Below are 23,650 nucleotides of genomic sequence, written 5' to 3' on the forward strand. Positions count from 1 at the left end.
ATCCATTATCCCACAAAGAATTATATTGATTTTAAAGTCTATAAGTTCGGTTATAAATTTTGTTTACTATAAATAATATCCCTGTTCTATTTAATTATATCTTATTTTTTACAAAATTCAACCTAAAAGTTCCATATATCTTTTTTTCAGATTTTCAAATTCATCCATATATTCTTTTGGTATATTTTTTTCAGGTACAAATTTTAACTTCAAAAAGTTTATAAATTTACCATCTTTCTGAACTCTGAAATCAAGATGAGGACCTGTTGCAATTCCTGTCATTCCTACATAACCAATTACTTCTCCTTTTTTTACTTTTACACCCTTTTTTATACCTTTTTCAATTCTGCTTAAATGTCCGTAATAAGAAATATAACCATTTGGATGTTTTATTTTTACACATTTTCCATATCCATTATTAGTCCAACCGGCAAATATTACAGAACCGTTTCCAATAGAAGAAACAGGTGTTCCTGTTGGTGCTGAATAATCTATTCCAAGATGTGGTCTGTAAACTTTGTAAATTGGGTGAAATCTTGAATAGGAGAAAAAAGAAGTTATTCTTCTATACGATAAAGGTGCTTTTAAAAATGAACCTTCAAGCCCTTTTCCATTCTCATCAAAAAATCCACTGAAATTTCCATTTTCAAAATAAAAAGCATAATATTTCTGGTTTCTTGTTTCATATTTTCCAGCGACAACTCTTATGTCTTTTAAAATTGTTCCATCTTTGTCTGCCCAACTTTCCCATATAATTGAAAATTTATCATCTTTCTGGCATTCAGTGAAAAAGTCAATTTTTGATTCAAAAACTTCAGCAAACTGTATAATTATTTCAGGATTTATGTTTGAATTTATCATACTTTCATAAAGAGAATTATTGATAAATCCTGTTTTTGTAAATGTTTTTTTGAACTTTTCAATTTCTTCTGTATAGGAAATAAAATCACCTGTATCTTGTTTTTTTTCAACGATGTAGAAATTAAATGGCTTACTGAAATATTTAAACTTTAAAAAATCTCCTTTTAATGAAAAATGTAATTCCCATCTATCACCTATTTTACTTTTTCTAACATCAAAAATTTCTCTTAATTTTTCAGTAATTTTTCCTGCTTCATAATCTGATAAACCATTTGTTTTAAAAATATTTCCAATTATATCTCCCTCTTTTATTTCTCCTCCTATAATGGTTATTTCTGGAATAGATTGCTTTTTTGAAATTTTAAAAAAGGAAAAGAAAATTATAAAGATAAGAACTAAAAAAATTAAAGTTTTTATTCCTTTATTCATTTTTTCTTTTCTTCTCTTCAACAAAAAATCCCTCATCTTTATCAATTCTGGAATAATCAGAAGAAGGAATTGTAAATATACTCTTTCTTTCTGGGCTATAGCAATATATATAATTTTCTGTCTTTTTTCCAAAATGAACTTCTGTTTTTGTTCCTTCTGTATAAACAATTATTTTTATTAAAGGTGGAGAAAGTTGGAAATCTTTTAAGTTTTTTTCTGAATATTCTATAAAATCCTTAATTTCAAGATATTTTAAGTCATGAAGGAATTCCTCAACCTTATCCTTTGAAATTTTTTTTGTTTTTTCACCTTCAAGAAAATAAGAATCCTTTTCTTTTTTAAATTTCAATTCTTTATCTTTTTTTATGATTGAAAATTCTTCCACTTCTGAAACATCTATATCAAACAATTTTTTTTCTCTCAATTCATTTATTTCATCAGGTATATCATCAACAATTTTATCATCAGCCAGAAAGATATATGGTTTCAGAGAATTTTTGGCATAATATAAATTCTCCTTTTTTTTCCCAAGATAAATAAAATAATTACTGTCTTTAGTTTTTAATTTAATTGTACTTTCGGGTCTTTCAAGTCCGCATTCCTTTTCAGTTTTTAATTCTTCAAATTCTTTTACCTCCCCATCAATTATATTTCCAACCACTCTTTCTATTTTCTCTCTATTCGCAATGTCTTTTAAAGGACTTTCAATATACCACCTTTCTCCTGACCTTTTTAATAGAATTGTTTTATTTTTTTTGTTCACCTCAATTTCTTCAATATCTTCTTTTGTTATATCAACAGGTATTATTCTTTTATCCCTTAAGTCAAAAATATTTTTTCCAAGAATACTGTCTAAATCCCATTTATATACGAGTAAAACTTCCTTTTTATCTTTTGTTGTATAGAGGTAACTACTTGATGGTGTCTCGTCTCCAATATAAAGTATAAATTTCTCTCCATCTTTCTGGATTTCTATTTGTTTTTCAGAAGATGAAAGTCCGTAAATACTTAAATCATCAACTGTACCAATATTTCTTTCTATTTCAAGGGATAGAATTTTATTTATCAAACTTTCTATTTCGTTTTTATCACACTCATAATTTTTCCCTTTTATTTTCCAGAGTCCATTTTCATTTACTATTTCTATTTCCTTATCATCATTTTTTATTAAGATACCCTTTATTTTCTCCTTTTCAAAAACAAAAAGTTTTTTCTCCTCATTTTTTTTCTTTTTTGAAGCAATTTTAACCTGATAAAAATAGAAAGAACCTACAATGAGTAAAATGATAAGAAGCAATAGATTTTTTTTAAATATCTTCATTTTAGTACAAAAATTTTCTTCTAATTGTGATATAACTACCTGAAATTATTATTAAAACCGGAATTATTACAACTGGGAAGAAAAATAAAAATTTTCCTGCTTTTTCTGAAAGAATTAATGGCTGATTTTCTTCTTTCTTTTCCCTTATGGAAATTAAAATGTCCTCTTCGGCAAGATAATTAACTGTATTCATCGCAAAATCTTTATTAAGCAAAAAACCAATCATCTTATCTGTGACAAAATCAGAATCTCCAAAAACAGCAACACATGCTTTTTTATTACCTTCCTTTTCTTTTATTTCTTTTTCAACCAAAACAGCAACAGAAACAGGCCCTTTTTCATCATTTTCATCATAATTAACCTTACCTTTTTCTATTTCCTTCATATTTTTTTCAGCCCATGAAGCAGAACTTGTCCTTGCAAGAACATCCCCTTTAATTTCAGAAGGTAAATTTTCCTTCAATTTAACACTTCTTACAGAGGAAAAAACACATGCTGAATTTGAAAAATCTCTCGTTATCTGGTGATAGGGAAAATCAAATACTAAAGGACTTAAAGCATCTCCAAGAAATCTTCTACCTGCAAGGTCAATAATTATGTCATTTTCAATTTCAATTCCATAAGAACCAAGTAAATTTTTTAAGTTCGGAAAATTACCTGTATCCAGAAAAACAAGAAGTCTTTTCCCGCTGTCAATGAATTTCTTTATTTCTTCAATTTCTTTATCAACAAAATCAACTTCAGGACCACATATTACAAGAATATCACAATCATCTGGTATTCCATCTCTCAATATTAATGTTTCTCCAACTGTATAATTTTCTTCTTCAAGATACTTTTTAAAATTACTCAATTTATCATCTATTCCTTTTTCTCCATGACCGGTTGTAAAATAAATCTTTTTCTTTTCTTTTTTTGTGAGTTTTAATATTGCACCTGTTATTTCTTTTTCTCCAAGTGAGTATATCTTTTCGTAATTTTCACCAGTTTTTATCAGAATTGTATCATAACTTGTAATTCCATATTTTTTGGCAAGTAAAACATCCCTGTCAAGGTCAACAAATCTATAACTTATAAATTTTGAATTTGACCTGTATTGTTCAAGAAGTTCCTTTGTCTTTTCATCTATTTTTTCTCTGTAAAAAATAATTATCTCAACAGGTTCTTTCAGGTTTTTGATTATCTTTTTTGTCTGAGGAGAAATTGAATGAATTTTGTTTTTCGTTAAATCAATTCTTTTGTAATTTTTTTCAGATATAAGATTGACAAAAATAAGAATTCCAAGAAAGATTAAAACCATTAAAAAAGCATTTATTCTATAAAAAAATTTTTTTTCAACCATTTTAACCCCTGTATTTTTTTGAAATAAGAATTCTCAATGTTAAAAATGAAAAGAAAAAACAAATACTTAAATAAAATATTATATCCCTTGTATCAAGAATACCTTTTGGAAAATTTTCGTAATGATTATATATAGAAATAAAGTCAAAAAAGTTTGAATATTTTGGTAAAATTTCAGAAATCCAACCAATGATCCAGAAAAGTAATGAAACTCCAAAAGTTATAATTGCTGAAATAATCTGGCTTTCTGTAAGAGAGGAAATTAAAATACCTATAGAAATAAAACTACCTCCGAGTAAAAGAAGTCCGAGAAAACTATTTAAAATAATTCCCTTATCCAGGTTTACCCATTTTTCAAGAATAAAAATATAAAGAAATGGTATCAAGGTCATTATAGTAAAGATTGAAAAACAGGCAAGAAATTTTCCCCAGTAGATATCTGAATCCTTAAGCGGGTATGTAAATAAAAGTTCTATTGTACCAAGCCGTCTTTCTTCTGAAAACAATCTCATTGTTAAAAGCGGTAAAACAAAAAGAGATGTTATAGCCATATTAAAAAATAAAGGTTTAATAATCATTTCATTTGGTGAAAGAGTAAAATAGGGATAAGGGCTTCCCGAAAATCTTGTTGAAAGAATTGAATAATAGGCACATAAGGCATAAAAGATAAAACCAGAAATTAAATTGAAAATGAGAATAACAACATAGGCAACCGGAGAAATAAAATAACTTTTAAATTCTTTTTTGAAAATAGACAGAATTCTCATTTTTATTCCTTTGTTGTTAATTTAAGGAAAATATCTTCAAGAGTCATTTCTTTTATTCTCATACCTAAAAGTCCAAAACCACTATTAAGAATTTTTTCTGAAATATCTTTTCTTATATCCTTTTCTGCTATGACAACATATTTATTTATTTTTTCTCCCGCAGAAGAGATAATATTTATGCTTTTAACACCTGGAATTTCTCCTAAAACTTTTTTAACTTTTTCAACATCTCCATCAATTTCAAGATATATTTCAATTCCTCCTTTCAGAGTTGATGTTAAATTTTCAACAGTATCAGTTGCAACAATCTTTCCTTCATTTATAATGATAACTCTTTCACATACCATACTTACTTCAGGAAGAATATGACTTGAAAGAAAGATTGTTCTTTTACCTGATAGATTTTTTATTAAGTTTCTTGTTTCAATAATCTGTTTAGGGTCAAGCCCAATAGTTGGTTCATCAAGAATTAAAACAGAAGGTTCATTCACAAGTGCCTGAGCAATACCAACTCTTTGTTTATATCCTTTTGAAAGTTTATATATTGTTTTATTTTTTACTTCAGAAAGTCCACACTCTTCCATAACTTTTGAAATTCTTTTGTTTTTTTCCTCTTTCTTAACTATTCCTTTTGTTTCACAGACAAAATTTAAAAACTCACTTACAGTAAATTCTTCATATAAAGGATTTCTCTCGGGTAGATATCCTACACTTTTCTGAACCTCAAGTGGATTTTCAAGAATATCATATCCATTGACTATAGCAGTACCCGAAGTTGGAGTTAAAAAACAGGTTAATATTCTCATTATTGTGGTTTTTCCTGCTGCATTTGGTCCAAGAAGTCCTACTATCTCTCCTTTTTCAACTGTAAAACAGACATTTTCTATTGCCTTTGTCTTTCCATAAAATTTTGTTAAATTTTTCGCCTCAACCATCCTGTTTTCTCCTTTACTGTGATTTAAAAAAATTATATTCAATCTTAAAAATATGTCAATTTTAAATCTTTTTTGCTTTTACTGATTTTTTATTTAAAATAAAAAAGATAGGATGAAAAAATTTATCTGTATTTTTTTGATATTTGTTTTTATATTCCTGATAGAAAAGAGTTCTGGAAAAATGGAGGATAAAATGGAATTTAAAAATGCTGAAATTTTATATGTTTCAAATGAAGGAGATAATTCCTTTTCTGGTAGATTAAAGGAAAGAAGTAAAAAAGATGGCCCTTTTAAAACTTTACAGAGAGCAGTTGACGAAATAATAAAGATTAAACAGAAAAATGGTGGAATTCTTAAAAAACAGGTAGTGATTACGATAAAAGGTGGTATATACTTTCTTGAAAAACCTGTTGAATTAACGTATGAACACTCAGGAACTTCTGATTTACCTGTAATTATAATGCCTTATAAAAATGAAAGAGTTATAATTAGTGCTGGTGAGAAGTTAAAAAATTACAAAACAGAAAAGATTGATGGAAAAGAGTTTTTTGTTTTTGATGTTAAAGGAAAAAAATTCAGAAGTTTATGGGTAAATGATGAATATTTGAAAAGAGCAAGGTATCCTAAGAACGGTTATCTGAAAATTGCGGGAATTTCTGAAGAAGATGAAAAAAAAGAATGGAATGAAGGTGTATATAAGGTGAAAATTCATAATGAAGATATAAAAAACTGGAATAATTTTAAAAATAGTGAGGTAATATTAATGACGAGGTGGGTTGAATCAAGATTACCAGTTTATTATGTGGATATAAATAAAGGGATTATTGAGTTTAAAAAGAGAACTGTATTTAAACCGCAGAAAGATGACCTTTATTACATTGAAAATATTTTTGAATTTATGGATGAGAAAGAATGGTATTTTGATTTTGAAAGTGAAAAATTATATTTTTATCCTGAAGAAAAAACAAAAAATTATGAGTTTATTATTCCAAAATTTGAAAATGTCTTAATAATTAAAGGTTGTCCTGAAAAAAATGAATATGTAGAAAATATTTATTTTTATAATATAACATTTTCACATGCTGAATGGTATTTTCCAGAAAAAAGTTTGAAAGGAAATGAATCTGGTGGTTTTGCACAGGCGGCAATTGAAATTCCCGGTGCAGTTTACTGTGAAGGTATGAGAAATTGTAAATTTGAAAATTGTGAAATAACCAATGTTGGCACTTATGGGTTTGAATTTTCAAAGGGATGTCAGAATAACAAAATTATTAACTGTAAAACTCATAGTATCGGTGCTGGCGGAATAAAGATAGGTGAAAGAATTACTAGAGAGGAAAAAAATTTAAAGACATATGGAAATGAAATAAAAGGATGTATTATAAAGGATGGCGGAAAGATTTTTCACAGTGCAGTAGGGATATGGATTGGACAGAGTTATGGAAATATTATTGAGAAAAATGAGATATATGATTTTTATTATACAGGAATAAGTATTGGATGGACATGGGGCTATGGAAAATCGCTTGCAGGTGGAAATATTGTTAAATTTAATAATGTTCATCATATTGGTAAAAAAACAGATGGAGATGGTCCAATTTTAAGTGATATGGGTGGAATATATACACTTGGAATTCAGGATGGAACTCTTATAAGTAACAATATCTTCCATGATATTTATGGATACTGGTATGGTGGATGGGGTATTTATTTTGATGAAGGAAGTACCCATATAATTGCAGAAAATAATCTCGTTTATAATACAACACATGGTGGATTCCACCAGCATTACGGAAAAGAGAATATTGTGAGAAACAATATTTTTGCCTTTGGAAGAGACCAGCAAATACAGATAACAAGACCTGAAAATCATATAAGATTTACATTTGAAAGAAACATTGTTATTGGAAATACAGAAAAATGGATTTACGGAGGAATTGATTTTAATTTTATGTTTAACAATAACCTTTATTTCAGAATTGATGGAAAAGAAATAAAAATATTTGACCATGGAGGGAAGATTTACACTTTTAAGGATTGGCAGAAGAAAGGGATGGATACAGATTCTATTTTAGAAGACCCTTTATTTTATGACATAAAAAATTTCAACTTTAAATTAAAAAATAATTCACCTGCTTTTAAAATTGGATTTAAGGAATTTGAATTGCCAGAAAGATAAGTTATAGTTGCTGTAATGTTAAAAATTTATAGTAAAAACCTTTCTTTTCATACAATTGAGAATGTGTTCCTTCTTCAACTATTTCACCCTTTTCCAAAACAATAATCTTATTTGTATCTTTTATTGTGGATAATCTGTGTGCAACGATAAAAACAGTCCTTCCTTCCATTGTTTTTTCTATTGCTTTTTGAACTATCTTTTCTGATTCACTGTCAAGAGAAGCGGTTGCTTCGTCAAATATAAGAATTTCAGGATTTTTATATATTGCTCTTGCTATTGATATTAACTGTTTCTGACCTCCTGATAGATTTATTCCCTTTTCTCCAAGAAGTGTATTTTCTTTTTCAGGTAATTCATTTATAAATTTTAAAAGCCCAACTGTTTCAATAACTTCCTTAAATCTTTTATCATTATTTTCTCCAAAAGTAATATTGTCTTTTATCGTACCATAAAAAATAATGGGTTCCTGCGGAACATAACCTATATGTTTTCTCAATGAATTGAGTTTAAAATCCTTTATATTTTTACCATCTATCAAAATTTCTCCTTCTGTGGGGTCAAAAAATCTCAATATTAAACTTATTAAAGTACTTTTGCCTGAACCGGTTTTCCCAACAATTCCTATTTTATCACCTTTTTTAACGACAAGATTAATATTTTTAAGAACTGTTCTTGAATTGTAAGAAAATCCAACATTTTTAAACTCAATTTTATCCTTCAAACCATCAAAAATTTCCTTTCCCTCATCCTTTACAGTTGATTTGAAATCAAGTATATAAAAAATTCTTGGTAAAACTGAACTTGAATGTTTTATAGTAGCATATGTTTGCATAGTTTCTTTAAGTGGACTTATTATTGAAAAAAGGGCAAAGAAAAAAAGGAATAGAAAACCTGCTGTAAGTGTTCCTGCTAGAATTTTATTTCCTGCATAATATATAATCAAACCTGAAGCCACTGCGCCACAGAAGTCAGTAAAAGGACCTATCAACAGAACTCTTTTATTTATTGACATAATTGTTCTGAAAATATTTTCATTTTCTTTTCTGAATTTTTTTAATGTTTCTTCTTCAAGATTGTATGCTTTTATTATTTTCTGTCCGAAAATACTTTCATTTATAAAATTTCCTATTTTTCCGTATGTTTCCTGAATTATTCTTCCGAGATTTCTTAATTTTCTCGTCCAGTGTAAAACAGGAACAAGGATTACCGGATATATAAAAATTGAAACTAAACTCATCTGCCAGTCAATTATAAAAACTATTGATAGATAACTGATTACAAGAAAAATTGGAAATATAAAATTCGGAAAAAACATTTCAAAAACAGAATTAAGAAGTCCAATATCATATACAACCCTTGTTGTTAATTCACCTGTTTGTGTGTAGGTAAAAAAATCAAGAGAAAGATTTAAAAATTTTGTATATACTTTATCTCTCAGGTCTGTCTGAATTTTTGTTGAAAAAAATCTGAAAAAATAGTTGCTGAAATAAAAACAGATACCTTTAAGTAAAAAAGTCAAAAATATGAATGCAATTAAATATTTTAAAACAAGCAAAGGAGGAAAAGAATTAATTTTTGTTATTATCGGTTCTATTTTAACTCCAATAAAATGTGGAATATTTTCAGGAAGGGTTATTTTTTTACCTGAAAGTATTCTGTCTATAAGTGGAATAATAGAAGTAAAGGATATAGAATTCAAAATAATGTAAAGAATAGAAAGGATGACCCCGGTTACAATATATTCCCAGTGGATTTTAATATAGTTTCTAATCTTTAAATATTCTTTTATCAATTTTTAACTCCTTCAATGATAAACCTGCAAATTTTTTCACTGATGTTTTTTTCTCCAAGAAGTTCTATCATTCTTTCATATCCCTCTATCTGTTTTTTATAAATATCTTTCCTTTCAATCAGATTAATTATATCATTTACAACGTCTTTTATCCTGAAATTCTGAATATATTCAGGTACAACCTTTTCATTTAGAATTAAGTTAACAGGACTTATAAAATCTACATTAACAATAAATCTACATAAAAAATAGTTCAAAAAAGATGTTCTGTAAAAGACCACCATCGGTTTTTTTAAATATGCAACTTCAAGATTTACAGTCCCTGAAACTGAAAGTATAACATCTGAATTTTCAATTAAATAATACAAATCCTTTTCTATTTTATACTCAATATCAGGGTCTTTGAATATTTTTTTTATAATCTCCTTAAATTCCTCATTCAATGATGATATCCAGACATCAAAATCCAATTCATTCTTCAAATTTTTAATTACATCTTTAATAGCAGGAAGATTATAAATTAATTCTTCTCTTCTGCTACCCGGTAAGATTCCTATAATATATCCCTTTTTTTCAAATTTTTCAACTTCTGTTTTTATAAGGTCTATAACAGGATGCCCGAAATAAACATATGGAATATTTTCCTTTCTGTAAATATCTACCTCAAAATGAAATATAGGAATAACAAAATCAATATATTTTTTTAAAATTTTAATTCTTCTGTAATTATGCGCCCAGATTTTAGGTGGAATATAATAAAAGGTTTTATATTTCCTTTTTAATCTTTTCGCTATTTCAAGGTTAAATCCCGGATTGTCAATAAAAATAATGATATCCGGTTTTTCTTTTTCTATCTCTTTTATAACTTTTTTCATAAATGAAATATAAGGAAAGATTTTTTTAAGTACACCTGAAAAACCCATCTGTCCGAAAGGAAACCCCTTTATTAATTTTGCTCCCTCTTTTTCCATTTCCCTTCCACCAGTCCCAAAAATAAAAATATCTTTCTTTTCTTTTTTAAAGTTTCTACACAATAAAGCACCGTAATTATCTCCTGATTTTTCACCTGCAAGAATACATATTTTCATTTTTTTTGACAAGTTTATGTTTATGATATTATATTATTGGTAAGAGATTTTGAAAAATGGAAATAAAAAACCCTTCTAAACAGGATTATGAAAGGATAATAAGATTTCTTGAGGATGTTTATGGACACTTTTACAATCTCTTCCCTTTAAGTTATCCTCAAGCATGGAAAGAAAAAAATACCGATTTCAATAATATTTTGATAATAGAAGAAAAAAATAAACTCTGTTCTCTTGTCAGAATTTTTCCGCTTACTTTAATTCAAAAAAATATAAAAATTAAATTTGCTGGAATTGGGGCTGTTTCAACTGATTATGAAGAAAGAGGAAAAGGATATATGAGTATTTTACTGAATGAAGTTATTAAAAAAATGGAAAAAGAAGGATATCCCCTTTCAATTTTATGGGGAGACAGACACAGATATATAAATTTTGGCTATGAAAATTCAGGTAAAGTTATAAATATTACAATTACCACAAGAGGATTTGAAAAAGGTAAAATCAGTTCAGTAAGGACTAAAAGATATCTTGGAGAAAAAGAAATTCTTTTGAAAATCATAGATACATACAATAGAAAAAATTACAGGGTTGAAAGAGATTTTGATTATTTCAATGAGATTTATAAAAAGATGTTCATTTCTCTTTATTATTCAGAAGAAAATGGTAAATTTTCTTATGTGGTTATAAATGAACAGGGTTCTGAAACAAAAGTATATGAGTTTGGAGGAGAACCTGATATAATTCTGGGAATTTTAAGGTATTTATCAGAAAGATTTGGGAAAAGTAGGTTTTATCTTGAATTTCCAAATTTTGAAGAAATACCTGACATTATATTTAAGACATGCTCAAACTGGAACATTTCAAATACTGGTATGATAAAAATAGTAAGTTTGAAAAAAACAATTGAAACATTTTTACCTTTAATTGAAGAAAATTTTCCAGAAGGAGAAGAGATTGTCTTTGAGATAGAAAATAAAGAAAAAGTTGGTATAAAAAAGGAAAATGGAGAAATAAAGTTTATTCAGGAAGGTAAAAATGTGTTAAAATTAAGAGAAGAAGAAATGGCGAGATTATTTTTTAATTTATCCGATATTGGAGTGAATATTGATGATAAATTAAGAAGAATATGCAAAACATTTTTACCCTTTGATTTATTTTTTCCTGCACTTGACCATATTTAAAAAAGGAGGGAAAAGATGAAAAAAAGTGTGAATATGTGGATTATCCCGGGCAATGTCAGTTTTGAAGATGGCTTAAAAATGCTTAAGGATGCCGGTTTTGAAGGTGTTGAAATGAACACTACAGAAGGAGGAATTCTGGATTTAAACAGCAGTGAAAAAGATGTTAAAAAAGTTGCAGAAAAAGTAAGGAAAACAGGGCTTGAAATAGCAAGTTTACTCGTTGGACAATTCTGGAAATATCCTCTTACAAGTTCAGACCCTGAAATAAGAAAAAAAGGAGAAGAATTACTTGAAAAAGGGATTAAGATTGCAAACTATTTGGGAACAGATGCTATACTTGTTGTTCCTGGAGTTGTTGCTTCTCTATCAGGACAGGGAGAAATTGTAAGTTATGATATAGCATATAAAAGAAGTCAGGAATCAATAAAAAAGTATGTTGAACTTGCAGAAAAAAATAATGTATTTATATGTGTGGAAAATGTTTGGAATAAGTTTTTATTGAGTCCTCTTGAAATGAAAAGATTTGTTGAAGAAATTGGCTCTGAATATGTAAAGGTTTATTTTGATGTGGGGAACATCCTTCTTATTGGTTTTCCTGAAATGTGGATAAGAATTCTCGGTAAATTGATTAAAAGAATACATCTAAAAGATTTTAAATTATCAATAGGGAATATAAATGGATTCTGTGATTTACTTGAAGGAGATGTTAACTGGCCAGAGGTTATAAAAGCACTAAAAGAAATTGGTTATACAAGTTTTTTAACTGCAGAACTTGGACCTTATAAATATTATCCGGAAACAAAAATTTATACTACTTCCCTTGCAATAGATAAAATACTGGGAAGAAAATAATGACAAGTAGAGAAAGAATTTATGCTGTTTTAAGAGGTGGATTTCCTGATAGAGTTCCTGTTTCATTGTATAAGATAAATCCTTTTGATAATGACAGTTTCTGGACAAAGCATAAAAGTTTTGAAAATTTACTCAAAAAGGCACAGCAAATTCAGGATACTTTTGTTTTTTACAGACCTAAAACAGGTTTTTTCTTTTCTGCTCCTGGTTCTATTGACCTTAAAGTAGAGGAAACGCATGATACACCAATATCAACCACAGTGAAATTAACGGTTGAGACAGAATATGGACCTTTAACAAGAATAGCAAGAACTTCAAATTTAAGTGTACATCAGTGGGTTGTTGAACCATGGATTAAGAGAGAAAAAGATATTGATAGATTTTTATCTTTACCATATATTCCCTATCAACCAGATTTTACTGATTTTTATGAACTTGAAAAAAAACTTGGAGATAAAGGAGTGATGGTAGTAGCTCTTCCTGACCCTCTTGGAGTTGTTGGCTTTCTATTTGCTCCAGGAGATTTCGGTAAATTTGCTCTTGATTATCCAAAACCCATTATGCAGTTACTTGAAAAAATATATGAAAGATTACTTGACCTTTATAAATTTATTTCATTTTCTATCTCAAATGCTATTATAAGAATAAGAGGTGCAGAATATGCAACGCCTCCAAATTTACCATCCGAATATTTTCATGACATTAAAAAAGTTTTTACAGAATATGTTTATAGATTTGATAAGACATTAATTGAGATTTTGAAAAGAGGAAATTTCAACTATGTTTGTTATCACTGGCATGATGGCATAGAAGAACTTTTACCTATTATTTTGAAAATGCCAATTGATATCATTGAACCCATATGTAATAGTTTTGAAATTCCTAATAGAATACTTAAAGTAAGAAAAATTGTTGGAGATTCAATCACAATTATGGGTGGACCTATGACTGATGATTTTGACTTCAGAACAAGAGAAGAAATAAGAAATATGGTAAAGGATTGTTTAATTCAGGGAGCAAGGAGAGGAAGATTTATTTTAATTCCATCCGATATTCCTGAATCTGCTCCAATCACACCTGAACTTGAACAAAGTTATATTGAATTTCTTGAAGCGGGTTTTAATTTTGGAAAATATCCTATCAGTTAATTAATAAAGAAAACAAGAAAACCATAAAGGTGTAAATACAGAAATATTGAAATCTATTTTTGAGCATAATCTTTTTTAAAAAATAAAGAGTTATAATACTGACTGAAAAAGTTGTTAAAAATCCAATTATAATATAATCAACTCTTATATTTTTTATCTGGTCAATTTTCAATAAAGTTACTCCAATTATTGCAGGGACAGCAAGCAAAAAAGAAAAATTAAATGCATCTTCATTTTTAATCCCTAAAATTTTAGCAACAGAAATTGTTGTACCACTCCTTGAAATACCAGGAATAAGAGCAATTCCCTGTAAAAAACCTATAATAAGAGAACTTGTAAAACTAACTTTTTTTTCTCCCTTTTTACCTGATAAAAAAATTAAAATTGTAGTGATTAAAAAACCAGCAGAAACAACATTTTTATTTTCAAGAAATTCCTTATCCTTAATTAAAAATCCAATTATTCCCGTAATAATAGAGGCAGAAATAATATACCAGGACATTTTAAAATTTTCATTTTTAACATCAAAAGATAAAAAACCTTTTAAAACATTTAAAATTTCTTTTTTAAAAAAGATTATAAGTGCAAGAAGAGAGGAAAAGTGTAAAAAAATGTCCAGATTTATATCCTGGCCTATACCAAGAATTCTGTGTAATAGAAAAAGATGACCCGAACTGCTCACAGGAAACCACTCACATATACCCTGAACTACTGAAAGAATAAAAATATCTTTCAAAAAAATCTCCTATAATCTTGGCAAAGTTATTTTGAAAATTGTTCCTTCTCCAACTTTTGAACTCACCTCTATTTTACCATTATGCTCTTTAACAACTTTTTCCACAATTGCAAGTCCAAAACCAGTTCCGCGAGAACCTTTGGTTGTAAAGAAAATATCAAAAATCTTATCAAGATTTTTTTCTGGGATTCCACAGCCATTATCTTCAACTATAATCTGAAAAGAATTTTCCATCAATTTAGTTTTTATCTTTATTATTCCTTCATTTTCTTTAACAGCATCAATTGAGTTCTGAATTAAATTTGAAATCATTCTTTCTATTCTGTGTTTGTCAATTTTTACAAGTTTTAAATTCTCATCAAATTCTTTCAAAATTTTAATATTTTTCTCTTTAAGAGTTGTTTCAAAATATGAAATAACATCTTCAATTAAAGAATGTAAATCAACATTTTCAAAAGATACTTCTCTATCCCTTGAATAATCAACCATAGAAAGTACAAACTCTTTTAATCTTATATAATTTTTTTTCAAAATATCTTTCCCTATTTTAATGTCTTCCATATCTTTCATTTCTATTCCTGATTCTATGAAGTAAATCCCATTTTCAAATTTTGTAAGTATATTTCTTAAATCATGGGAAAGTCCTGAAATTAAATGTCCAATCATAACAAGTCGTTCATTCACAATCATTTTCTGCATCAATTTTAAATTTGAAATTGTAAAACTGACAACAGTTGAACCTGCAATCAGAAGAGAAATTTCCTCTGGAGTAAAACCCTTTTTTCTTTTCCTTCCTGTTATAAAAAAACCATATTTTTCCTTTGTTGTTCTTAAGGGTATTGATAAAATTGAATAATATTTGCCATCAACTTTCTTTTCATATAAAAAACTTTCTCCTTTTTGTAAACTTTCTTCAAGAATTGAATTTATAGTTTCATCTTCAAAATCAACTGGATAACTATAAGCAGAAGAAATCCGTCCTTCAGATGTTTTTAAATAGATTTTTATAAAGTCAGGTTTTAAAAATTCCTTTACTCTCTCTCCAAGAATTTCAACAAGAGATATTTCATTCTCAATACTTACCATTCTTTCTGAAAGATGGTACATAAATAATATTTCAGCAAAAAATCCAAGAATACCTTTTTCTATATCTTTTAATTCATCCAGCAAACCCGAAACAAAACCATCCACTTCTGATACCTTTTCTTTTGTTTCCATATTTTTCAAAAATATATTGAATCTTTCTATTAAACCTGTAACAGGTTTTAATACCACATCTTCCAGTCGTATACTTTTTTTTGCCATTATATCTTCAATCTCCTATTTGTTCCTTTAAAAACTTCTATATTATTGATTTTTTCTTTTTTAAATATACCGCCTGCTTCTTTCAATATAATTCTTCCACCTTCATAATCCCATTTTTTTAAATTTAAATGAATTAATAAATCTATTCTACCCGAAGCAAGATAGCATAAGTCAAGAGAAGCAGAACCAAACATTCTGATTTTTTTAACTTTTCTTCCCATCTCTTTTAAAATTCTCAATCCATACTCAATTTCTTCTTCTCCAGACATAAAACCAATGCTTAAAATACTCTCTTCAATCTTATCCGTTTTACTTACATTTATTATTTTTCCATTTAAATAAGCACCTTTACCTTCAATACCGGTAAAAATTTCTTCTCTTACAAAATCATAAACAATACCGAACTTTTCCTTTTTCCCATTAAAAGCAATGGATATACAGAAATGTGGAATACCTCTTGAAAAATTTAAACTTCCATCAAGAGGGTCAATTATCCATAAATTATCTTTATTTTTCCTATCAATTCCTCTTTCTTCACATAAAAAACTATCTTCTGGAAATATCTTTTTTATATTTTCTACAATAATCTTTTCAGTTTCAATGTCCTGCAAAAGTTTCACATCATATCTATTTTCTTTCAGTTTTTTACATTCATTAATTTTTTCTTTTAAATATTCTCCCGCTTTTTTTATAACCTCAATTCCTAAATTAAATCTATCCATTTAAATATGTTTTAAAAGAAATTCAATTATATCACTTCTCATCTGAAATGTCTCTCTGTGTCCTACATTATAAATCTTAAGTTGCCAGTTTTCTTCTTTCCCAAATTTTTTATAAATATTTTTCAGTTCTCTATCAATTTTTTTAAGTCCATCAAGAGGTGTTAATCTATCAAATGCACCTGCAACTGAAAGATGAGGTCTTGGAGCAATTAAAGAGTTTATATCCGATGTTGAAAAAAATTTAAGTAATGATGGAACAAAATAATAAATTCCATGACCTGAAATACCTCTCGTTTTTATGAGTTCTTCAAAATCTGTTAAACAGCAGATATCAATACATACCTTAATTCTTTTATCAAGGGCTGATAGATACCATGCCATTGTTGAACCCATACTCATTCCAATTGTTGCAATCCTTTCTTTATCTACTTCTTCTCTTGTCATCAAATAATCAACAACTTTTAAACTGTCAAAAACCATAAGTCCCCATAAAACTCTTCCCTTCCATATAAGTTCTTTAAAAAGGTCAAGTTCATCCCTTCCACTTCTTTCTCCAAAATTTAGATGGTCAATACATATACCTACAAATCCTAATGATGTTATAACTTCTGCATAAGGAGGAACTGCCATATAGGAATTCCCTTCAATAAATTCATCTTTTCCAAGATAATATTTACCTCCATGAGAATGGTTGAAAACAATCGCTGGAACTCTATTTTTCAAATTTTTGGGTTTAACAAAATAAGCAGGAACCAATTCATATCCATTCAGGTCAAGAACAAGTTTTTCAAGAATATATTTTTCTCTTTCCTCTTCAATTCTTTTAATTACTCTTACAGGATAATCTCCTTCAGGCAATTCCCCGAATAATTTATAAAGTTTTTTTCTTTTTTTCTCCTGCCATTTTACTAATTCTTCCATTTTTTCCCCCTTTTATTTTTACCAGTTCCCTATATCATCCTTTGTTCCAAATTTCCTATCAGGTCCTGCAGATAGCAAAAGAAAAGGTATATTATCATAATCTGTCTGAGGATACTTATAAATAATCGGCATTTTCCACGCATCAAGAATATTACCTTCTCTATCAATTTCATCTTTTTTTAATCTTATGTAAGGTCCACGCCATCTGTCACTATCAACAGGACCCTGTAACAATTCCACAATAATTTTACTACCATTACCTTCGCCTTCTGGATAATCACCAAAATCTGTCTCATACATAGAAAGTGCTGCTTCAATTGTATTTATAATTGCTTTTGTCCTCGCTATGACTGCTTTATTTCTTGCTCTATGTAAAACAGGTAAAGAAGAGGCAGCAATAAAAAATATAATACACATTGAAACAAGAACCTCCATCAGTGTAATTCCGTTTTTATTTCTCCTTCTCATTTACTTCGTATAAATTTTATCAGATTTTTCACAGAACTTAAAAACTCTTTTGCTCCGAAATATGGACCCTTTTGATGACCGAGTAAATACGAACCTGCAAGTAAAGCAACTCCAAAACCAAACTTCTCATCATAATGTCTCTCAAAATTCAATTTTAAGTTATCAACTCTTAAACCACCTGCAGCAACTGGTATTGTATCATTTATTCCTTTTAAGTTATATCTCATAACAAAAATCAAATGATTCAATAAATCTTCATCAAGAGAAGCAATATGGGTATCATTTACTCCAAAAACTCCATGCTGAAAAAAATCACCTCCACACAGACGAATAAACTTTACAATAACAGCATCATCAATTCTTCTGTTTCCTGTTGATAAAGCACTTCTTCCACCACTGTGAGCATATAGAGGAACATTTATATCTTTATCTTCCCTTAAAATTTTTAAAACTTCAAAATTATGTCCAAGAACAACATTCAGCATTAGCCCTGTTGCTCCATAGTCAATATATCTTTTTGCTGTATCTTTAATTCTATCTGCTCTTTCAACAAGATGAGGAGCATAAATACATTTATTACCTATCTCTTCATAAACTTTTTTCAATGCATTACTAACAAGTTTTATTTTTTTCTTTATATCACAATAAGATGGTCCAAGCATTTTTTCATCATCTTTTATAAATTTAACTCCTCCTTTTGCAGCAAGGTAACACTTTTCAGCAACTTCTTTCTCAGTCATTCCCGCACATGGTTTTACTATTGTTCCAACTATTGGCTCAGGATAAGGTGTTTCTGTAAGTTTTCTTATTCCTTCTATCCCGAATGATGGACCCGGAAATTTTTTAAGTATTTTTTCAGGTAAATTAATATCTATAAGAGCAACATCTGAATAATAGACAAATTCAAGAACAGGACCTCCACATGCAAGCATTAAAATCTGATAAAGAGGGTCTTTTTCTTCTGATAAATTAATAATTGGCGTTCTTATAAAAACAATTCCTTCTCCCTTATCATAGATATAAACTTTATCAACATCAGCAACACATTTTTTGAATAAAGAAGTTGGTTTTCCATCTCCTATCCATTTTCCAGTTGTTTCATCCATGGCAAGTTTTTTAGCAACCTCAATAATATCTCCTTCACATTTTAAATAATAAATAATTTCAATACTTTCTTCTTTTTTATATTGAGAACCCAGAACTACTATATCTTTTAGTTTTTTATTCCTTACTTCTTTTGGTAAATAATTATCAGGGAAAATTTTTTCTGTACTTCTTTCCATAATATAATTTTCCATTTTTAATTCTTACTTCTCACTTCAATTTTTAGAATTTTTTCTGTATTTTTATTTATCTTAAACTGTTCAGATATTTCATAACCACAAACCCATATAATTTTACCATTATTTTCAAAAATTAAAATTTCATCTTTCTCTTTTTCTGGAATTTTTTTATCTATCATAAATCTTGATAATTTTTTTTCTTTATTAAGTCCTAATGGCATAAATCTGTCTCCTCCCTTTCTATTTCTTACAATTATATCTCCCTTTATTTTTGAAAAGTCAAAATAACCTGTAAATTTATTTTCATTTTTAAAAATTTTATCTGAAAACGGAACAAAACTGCTTCTAATGATAAACTTATCAAGTATTTCTATTTCTCCTGGGACTTTAATTCTGTAAATAAAACTTTTATCCTCTTTTTCTTCTCCTTTTAAAATTTTTTCAATTATTTCACTATTATAAACATTTTCACCCATTTCAATATTTTTTATCAATCTTTCAATAATGGAAAAGTTTATATAGGGGGTATTTTTAATTTTACGGTATATAATTGATGCAATCCTCCTCTTTATGGAATTATCAAGTTTTTTAAATCTTTCCACATCAATAATAATTTTATTTTTTTCTTTCATTGTAATATCTTTAAAAATAGCATCTGTATATTTTCTTAAAAAAATCTCATCCTCCTTCAAAATTTCAGTTGTTCTTAGAATTACTTTTTTTAAAGAGGGTCTATATTTGAGTAAAAATGGTATAACCTCATTTCTAATTTTATTTCTGAAAAAATTTGAAGATAAATTAGAAGTATCAATAAGATATTCAATTTTATTTTCTTCAAGATATTTAACAATCTGTCTTTTTTCAACACAGAGAAGGGGTCTTATAATAAAAATTTCAGAACCAGGGGAAATATTGCTTTTTTGCCATATACCGCAAAGACCGGATGTACCGGAACCTCTAAAAAGATTCATAAAAAACGTTTCTATATGGTCATCAAGAGTATGTCCTGTTGCAATTTTATTACATCCTGTTTTTTCTGCAATTTCATAAAGTTTTTCATATCTTTTTTCTCTTAAGTTTTTTTCAATATTTTTCTTTTCTTTAATTTCAATATCTTCTCTAAAAAATTCAACTCCATATTTATTTGTGAGATTTTTCACAAAAATAACTTCTCTATCCGCCTCTTTTCTTAAATGATGGTGGATATAAGCAACTTTTATATCTATTTTCTTCTTTTTTAAAAGATGAATGAAGAAATAAAAAAGAAAAACCGAATCAGGACCACCTGAAACAGCAAGTAAAATTCTGTCTCCTTGCTCAATCAATTTATTTTTACTGACAAATTCCTCTGCTCTCTTAAATATATTGACCATTTTCAATATAAATTATATCATTTTAAAAAAATTTCTTTTTTAAAAAGGAGAAAAAATGGAAAAGGATATAATTGTTATTGGTGGCGGACCTGCAGGTATGGCATCTGCCTGGGGATGTGCAAAACAGGGAGCAAAAGTTTTACTTATTGAAAGATATGGATTTTTAGGTGGAATGGCTACTGCTGGATTTGTTGGTTCAATACTTGGCCATTATTTGAATGAAAAAGAACCTGCTGTAAGTGGATTTTTAAAATTTTTAATTGAAAAAACATATCAAATGGATGGATGCGAAAAGTGGGAATCTGCTTTTAGAAAATATGGTATTTCTTTTGATTCTGAAATTCTTAAAATCTCTTCTGAAAAATTGTTGCTGGAAGAGAAAGTTGAAATTTTATATCATTCTTTTGTATCATCAGTAAAAATTGAAGATAGTTTAATAAAAGAAATTGAAGTTGTGAATAAAAGCGGAAAAATGAAAATAAAAGGGAAGGTTTTTATTGACGCTACTGGAGACGCAGATATTGCCTTTTATTCTGGATTCAATTATACAAAAGGTAGATTTTTTGATGGGAAAATGCAGTCAATGGGATGTATGTTTAAAATTGCCGGAATTGACGAAGAAAAAATAACAGAGGAAGTTGCAAAGAAAGCAGGAAATTTATTAAACGAATTAAAAGAAAAAGGAGAATTGATCATTTACAATACAGGACTTGGAGGCAAGGGGAGTACAACAAGAAAAGGCGAAAGGTCATTTAATGTTATGAGATTTCAAGGTGATGGAACAGATGTATTTGACCTGACAAAAGGTGAGATTTTTATAAGAGACCAGATTTATAAATACTGGAAATTTTTGAAAGAAAATGTCCCTGGGTTTGAAAGCTCATATATATCTGCTTTACCACCAAATATAGGAATAAGGGAAACAAGACAGATAGAAGGACTCTATACTCTAACAGAAGACGATATTTTAAAAGGGAGAAAGTTTGATTCAAGTATTGCAAGAGGTACTTACTGGATAGACATTCACTGCCCTCTTGGCAGAACAAAAAAAGTTCATTTATGCGTTAAAGAATGCCAAACCGAGGAATACTGTATTGCTCTTGATAAATTTAAGGATTACCTTCCGGCAAAAAATAAATTATATCCTCCTAAAAATGATTGGTTCAGTATACCGTATGAATGTCTCATACCAAAAAATTCCAAAAACTTACTTGTTACAGGAAGATGTATTTCTGCAGACCATAAAGCAATGAGTTCAATAAGAGTAATGGCAACCTGTATTGCAACCGGACATTCTGCTGGAATAGGTGCCTATATTGCTCTTGATAAGAACATTTCAGTTGATAAGGTAAATCCTTTAGAAGTCCAAAAAATATTAGAAAAACAGGAAGGATTATATTAAAAATGGAGGTAACTTATGATAAAAATAGAAAGAGCAATTATAAGTGTATCTGATAAAACGGGTATTATTGAACTTGCAAAATTTTTAAAGAAATATAATGTTGAAATAATATCAACAGGTGGAACAGCAAAAACACTTAAAGAAAACGGAATAGATGTTATTGAAGTGAGTCAGTTTACCGGCTTTCCTGAAATACTTGACGGCAGGGTAAAAACACTGCATCCAAAAATTTATGGTGGTATTCTTTCAATTAAGGACAAAGAAGACCATTTGAAACAGATGGAAGAAAATAAAATCCAGCCAATTCAACTCATCATATGCAATCTTTATCCTTTTGAAAAAACACTTAAGATGGGGAAAAGTGATGAAGAAATAATTGAAAATATTGATATAGGTGGACCAACAATGATAAGAGCAGGAGCAAAAAATTATAAATATGTATGTGTTCTTGTTAAAACTGAAATGTATGAAGAATTTATTAAAGAGATGGAAAAAAACAATGGAACAGTAAGTGAGGAATTTTCTTTCAAATGTGCAAGAGAGGTTTTCAGATTAACTTCAAGATATGATTTTATTATCTCATCATACTTTACAGATAAAATAGAAAAAGAAATTTTACCCTCAGAAATGGATATCAGACTTCTAAAAGTTCAAAATTTAAGATATGGAGAAAATTCACATCAAAAAGGTGCATGGTATAGATTTACTGGCAGAGAATTTAAAAGAGAAATTTTTCAGGGAAAAGAACTTTCATTTAATAATCTTCTTGATATGGAAAGTGCATATAATCTTGTCTGTCAATTTGAAAAGTGTGCCTGTGTCATAATAAAACATACAAATCCCTGTGGAGTTGCCACTGGAAGTGATTTAATAGACGCTTATAAAAAAGCTCTTCAAACAGATGAAACGAGTGCTTTTGGAGGAATTGCAGGATTTAATAAAAAAGTTGATAAGAAACTTGCTGAAATTTTTATAGAGAGATTTTATGAGATAATTATTGCTCCTGACTATGAAGAGGAAGCACTGGAAATATTTAAGAAAAAGCCGAATTTAAGGGTTATAAAATGTCCGGAAAGAATAAAATATGAATATGATTTCAGGACTCTTGCAGATGGATTTTTAGTTCAAACACCCGATGAAATTGATTATGAAAAGTTTGAAATTGTATCAGAAAAAAAACCGACTGACGAAGAAATTGAAGGACTTAAATTTGCGTGGAAGGTCTGTAAGTTTGTAAAATCAAATGCGATTGTTATAGCAACAAAAGACCAGACACTCGGTATAGGAGCAGGGCAGATGTCAAGAGTTGATTCAACAAAAATAGCAGTTATGAAAATGAAAGAAAATTTTAAAAAAATCCCGAAACCTATTGTTTTGGCTTCTGATGCATTCTTCCCCAAACCTGATAGTATTGAAATCGCATATCAGGCAGGAGTAACTTCTATAATTCAACCCGGTGGTTCAATAGAAGATAAAAATGTCATTGAAAAATGTAATAAATTCGGCATTTCAATGATTTTTACAGGGACAAGACATTTCAAACACTGAA

Annotated in this window: 20 protein-coding genes; 6 read left to right on the forward strand and 14 right to left on the reverse strand. The window is 28.4% G+C overall.

Annotation, left to right across the window (positions count from 1 at the left end):
• Positions 1–117: 117 nt before the first annotated feature.
• Genes PKV21_00810 through PKV21_00830 form a run of 5 tightly spaced genes read right to left on the reverse strand, consistent with a single transcriptional unit; the run spans position 118 to position 5,654 of the window.
• Entirely contained in the window at positions 118–1,290 is a 1,173-nt protein-coding gene (locus PKV21_00810; protein HOM26029.1) for a peptidoglycan DD-metalloendopeptidase family protein, read from the reverse strand.
• Complete coding sequence (locus tag PKV21_00815) at positions 1,283–2,611, reverse strand: DUF4340 domain-containing protein (protein ID HOM26030.1); 1,329 nt, start codon at positions 2,609–2,611, stop codon at positions 1,283–1,285. Before PKV21_00815 ends, PKV21_00810 begins: the two co-directional genes overlap by 8 nt.
• Position 2,612: 1 nt before the next feature.
• The gene (locus PKV21_00820) at positions 2,613–3,953 is read right to left on the reverse strand and encodes a GldG family protein (protein HOM26031.1); all 1,341 of its coding nucleotides are present in this window, start codon (positions 3,951–3,953) and stop codon (positions 2,613–2,615) included.
• A 1-nt stretch (position 3,954) separates the two neighbouring features.
• Entirely contained in the window at positions 3,955–4,719 is a 765-nt protein-coding gene (locus PKV21_00825) for an ABC transporter permease (protein HOM26032.1), read from the reverse strand.
• A 2-nt stretch (positions 4,720–4,721) separates the two neighbouring features.
• A complete protein-coding gene (locus PKV21_00830; protein HOM26033.1) occupies positions 4,722–5,654 on the reverse strand; it encodes an ATP-binding cassette domain-containing protein in 933 nt (310 codons plus the stop codon).
• 193 nt (positions 5,655–5,847) lie between these two features.
• Here PKV21_00830 and PKV21_00835 point away from each other — a divergent pair, with 193 nt between their 5' ends.
• Positions 5,848–7,833, forward strand: a complete 1,986-nt coding sequence (locus PKV21_00835; GenBank protein ID HOM26034.1) for a right-handed parallel beta-helix repeat-containing protein — start codon at positions 5,848–5,850, stop codon at positions 7,831–7,833.
• A gap of 1 nt (position 7,834) precedes the next feature.
• Here the strand turns inward: PKV21_00835 and PKV21_00840 are convergent, their stop codons facing one another.
• Together PKV21_00840 and lpxB are read right to left on the reverse strand one after the other, a co-directional pair.
• Positions 7,835–9,625, reverse strand: a complete 1,791-nt coding sequence (locus PKV21_00840) for an ABC transporter ATP-binding protein (protein HOM26035.1) — start codon at positions 9,623–9,625, stop codon at positions 7,835–7,837.
• Positions 9,622–10,713 (reverse strand): lipid-A-disaccharide synthase, encoded by a 1,092-nt coding sequence (gene lpxB, locus PKV21_00845; GenBank protein HOM26036.1) that lies wholly within the window; start codon positions 10,711–10,713, stop codon positions 9,622–9,624. The genes PKV21_00840 and lpxB overlap by 4 nt, the downstream gene beginning before the upstream one ends.
• A gap of 56 nt (positions 10,714–10,769) precedes the next feature.
• Between lpxB and PKV21_00850 the strand changes: the two genes are divergently transcribed.
• Genes PKV21_00850 through PKV21_00860 form a run of 3 tightly spaced genes read left to right on the forward strand, consistent with a single transcriptional unit; the run spans position 10,770 to position 13,891 of the window.
• Entirely contained in the window at positions 10,770–11,891 is a 1,122-nt protein-coding gene (locus PKV21_00850) for a GNAT family N-acetyltransferase (protein ID HOM26037.1), read from the forward strand.
• 15 nt (positions 11,892–11,906) lie between these two features.
• Positions 11,907–12,743, forward strand: a complete 837-nt coding sequence (locus PKV21_00855) for a sugar phosphate isomerase/epimerase family protein (protein ID HOM26038.1) — start codon at positions 11,907–11,909, stop codon at positions 12,741–12,743.
• Entirely contained in the window at positions 12,743–13,891 is a 1,149-nt protein-coding gene (locus PKV21_00860) for a hypothetical protein (protein ID HOM26039.1), read from the forward strand. The genes PKV21_00855 and PKV21_00860 overlap by 1 nt, the downstream gene beginning before the upstream one ends.
• On the opposite strand, the gene PKV21_00865 is transcribed toward PKV21_00860, so the two are convergent.
• From PKV21_00865 to tilS, 7 genes are read right to left on the reverse strand one after another with little or no spacing between them, the layout of a single operon-like run.
• A complete protein-coding gene (locus tag PKV21_00865) occupies positions 13,884–14,627 on the reverse strand; it encodes an undecaprenyl-diphosphate phosphatase (GenBank protein HOM26040.1) in 744 nt (247 codons plus the stop codon). The two genes, PKV21_00860 and PKV21_00865, sit on opposite strands and share 8 nt — an antisense overlap.
• 9 nt (positions 14,628–14,636) lie before the next feature.
• The gene (locus PKV21_00870) at positions 14,637–15,932 is read right to left on the reverse strand and encodes an ATP-binding protein (GenBank protein HOM26041.1); all 1,296 of its coding nucleotides are present in this window, start codon (positions 15,930–15,932) and stop codon (positions 14,637–14,639) included.
• Positions 15,932–16,654: an inositol monophosphatase gene (locus PKV21_00875; protein HOM26042.1), complete on the reverse strand. Its 723-nt coding sequence runs from the start codon at positions 16,652–16,654 to the stop codon at positions 15,932–15,934. Before PKV21_00875 ends, PKV21_00870 begins: the two co-directional genes overlap by 1 nt.
• On the reverse strand, positions 16,655–17,575 hold the full coding sequence (locus tag PKV21_00880) for an alpha/beta hydrolase family protein (GenBank protein HOM26043.1): 921 nt from the start codon (positions 17,573–17,575) through the stop codon (positions 16,655–16,657).
• An 18-nt stretch (positions 17,576–17,593) separates the two neighbouring features.
• Complete coding sequence (locus PKV21_00885) at positions 17,594–18,043, reverse strand: type II secretion system protein GspG (protein HOM26044.1); 450 nt, start codon at positions 18,041–18,043, stop codon at positions 17,594–17,596.
• On the reverse strand, positions 18,040–19,341 hold the full coding sequence (locus tag PKV21_00890; GenBank protein HOM26045.1) for a RuBisCO large subunit C-terminal-like domain-containing protein: 1,302 nt from the start codon (positions 19,339–19,341) through the stop codon (positions 18,040–18,042). The genes PKV21_00885 and PKV21_00890 overlap by 4 nt, the downstream gene beginning before the upstream one ends.
• A gap of 2 nt (positions 19,342–19,343) precedes the next feature.
• Complete coding sequence (tilS, locus tag PKV21_00895) at positions 19,344–20,699, reverse strand: tRNA lysidine(34) synthetase TilS (protein HOM26046.1); 1,356 nt, start codon at positions 20,697–20,699, stop codon at positions 19,344–19,346.
• Between the two features lie 55 nt (positions 20,700–20,754).
• Between tilS and PKV21_00900 the strand changes: the two genes are divergently transcribed.
• Positions 20,755–22,101 carry an FAD-dependent oxidoreductase gene (locus PKV21_00900; GenBank protein ID HOM26047.1) on the forward strand — a complete coding sequence of 449 codons (1,347 nt, stop codon included), beginning with the start codon at positions 20,755–20,757 and terminating at the stop codon, positions 22,099–22,101.
• A gap of 15 nt (positions 22,102–22,116) precedes the next feature.
• Positions 22,117–23,649, forward strand: a complete 1,533-nt coding sequence (gene purH, locus PKV21_00905) for a bifunctional phosphoribosylaminoimidazolecarboxamide formyltransferase/IMP cyclohydrolase (protein HOM26048.1) — start codon at positions 22,117–22,119, stop codon at positions 23,647–23,649.
• The last annotated feature ends 1 nt before the right edge of the window (position 23,650 follow it).

Source organism: bacterium (assembly GCA_035371905.1).
Lineage (GTDB): Bacteria > Ratteibacteria > UBA8468 > B48-G9 > JAFGKM01 > JAMWDI01.

Coding starts and splice junctions, on each gene's coding strand:
- PKV21_00810 (HOM26029.1), bottom strand. CDS start 1,290: ATGAATAAAGGAATAAAAACTTTAATTTTTTTAGTTCTTATCTTTATA.
- PKV21_00815 (HOM26030.1), bottom strand. CDS start 2,611: ATGAAGATATTTAAAAAAAATCTATTGCTTCTTATCATTTTACTCATT.
- PKV21_00820 (HOM26031.1), bottom strand. CDS start 3,953: ATGGTTGAAAAAAAATTTTTTTATAGAATAAATGCTTTTTTAATGGTT.
- PKV21_00825 (HOM26032.1), bottom strand. CDS start 4,719: ATGAGAATTCTGTCTATTTTCAAAAAAGAATTTAAAAGTTATTTTATT.
- PKV21_00830 (HOM26033.1), bottom strand. CDS start 5,654: ATGGTTGAGGCGAAAAATTTAACAAAATTTTATGGAAAGACAAAGGCA.
- PKV21_00835 (HOM26034.1), top strand. CDS start 5,848: ATGGAATTTAAAAATGCTGAAATTTTATATGTTTCAAATGAAGGAGAT.
- lpxB (HOM26036.1), bottom strand. CDS start 10,713: ATGAAAATATGTATTCTTGCAGGTGAAAAATCAGGAGATAATTACGGT.
- PKV21_00850 (HOM26037.1), top strand. CDS start 10,770: ATGGAAATAAAAAACCCTTCTAAACAGGATTATGAAAGGATAATAAGA.
- PKV21_00855 (HOM26038.1), top strand. CDS start 11,907: ATGAAAAAAAGTGTGAATATGTGGATTATCCCGGGCAATGTCAGTTTT.
- PKV21_00860 (HOM26039.1), top strand. CDS start 12,743: ATGACAAGTAGAGAAAGAATTTATGCTGTTTTAAGAGGTGGATTTCCT.
- PKV21_00870 (HOM26041.1), bottom strand. CDS start 15,932: ATGGCAAAAAAAAGTATACGACTGGAAGATGTGGTATTAAAACCTGTT.
- PKV21_00875 (HOM26042.1), bottom strand. CDS start 16,654: ATGGATAGATTTAATTTAGGAATTGAGGTTATAAAAAAAGCGGGAGAA.
- PKV21_00880 (HOM26043.1), bottom strand. CDS start 17,575: ATGGAAGAATTAGTAAAATGGCAGGAGAAAAAAAGAAAAAAACTTTAT.
- PKV21_00885 (HOM26044.1), bottom strand. CDS start 18,043: ATGAGAAGGAGAAATAAAAACGGAATTACACTGATGGAGGTTCTTGTT.
- PKV21_00890 (HOM26045.1), bottom strand. CDS start 19,341: ATGGAAAATTATATTATGGAAAGAAGTACAGAAAAAATTTTCCCTGAT.
- tilS (HOM26046.1), bottom strand. CDS start 20,699: ATGGTCAATATATTTAAGAGAGCAGAGGAATTTGTCAGTAAAAATAAA.
- PKV21_00900 (HOM26047.1), top strand. CDS start 20,755: ATGGAAAAGGATATAATTGTTATTGGTGGCGGACCTGCAGGTATGGCA.
- purH (HOM26048.1), top strand. CDS start 22,117: ATGATAAAAATAGAAAGAGCAATTATAAGTGTATCTGATAAAACGGGT.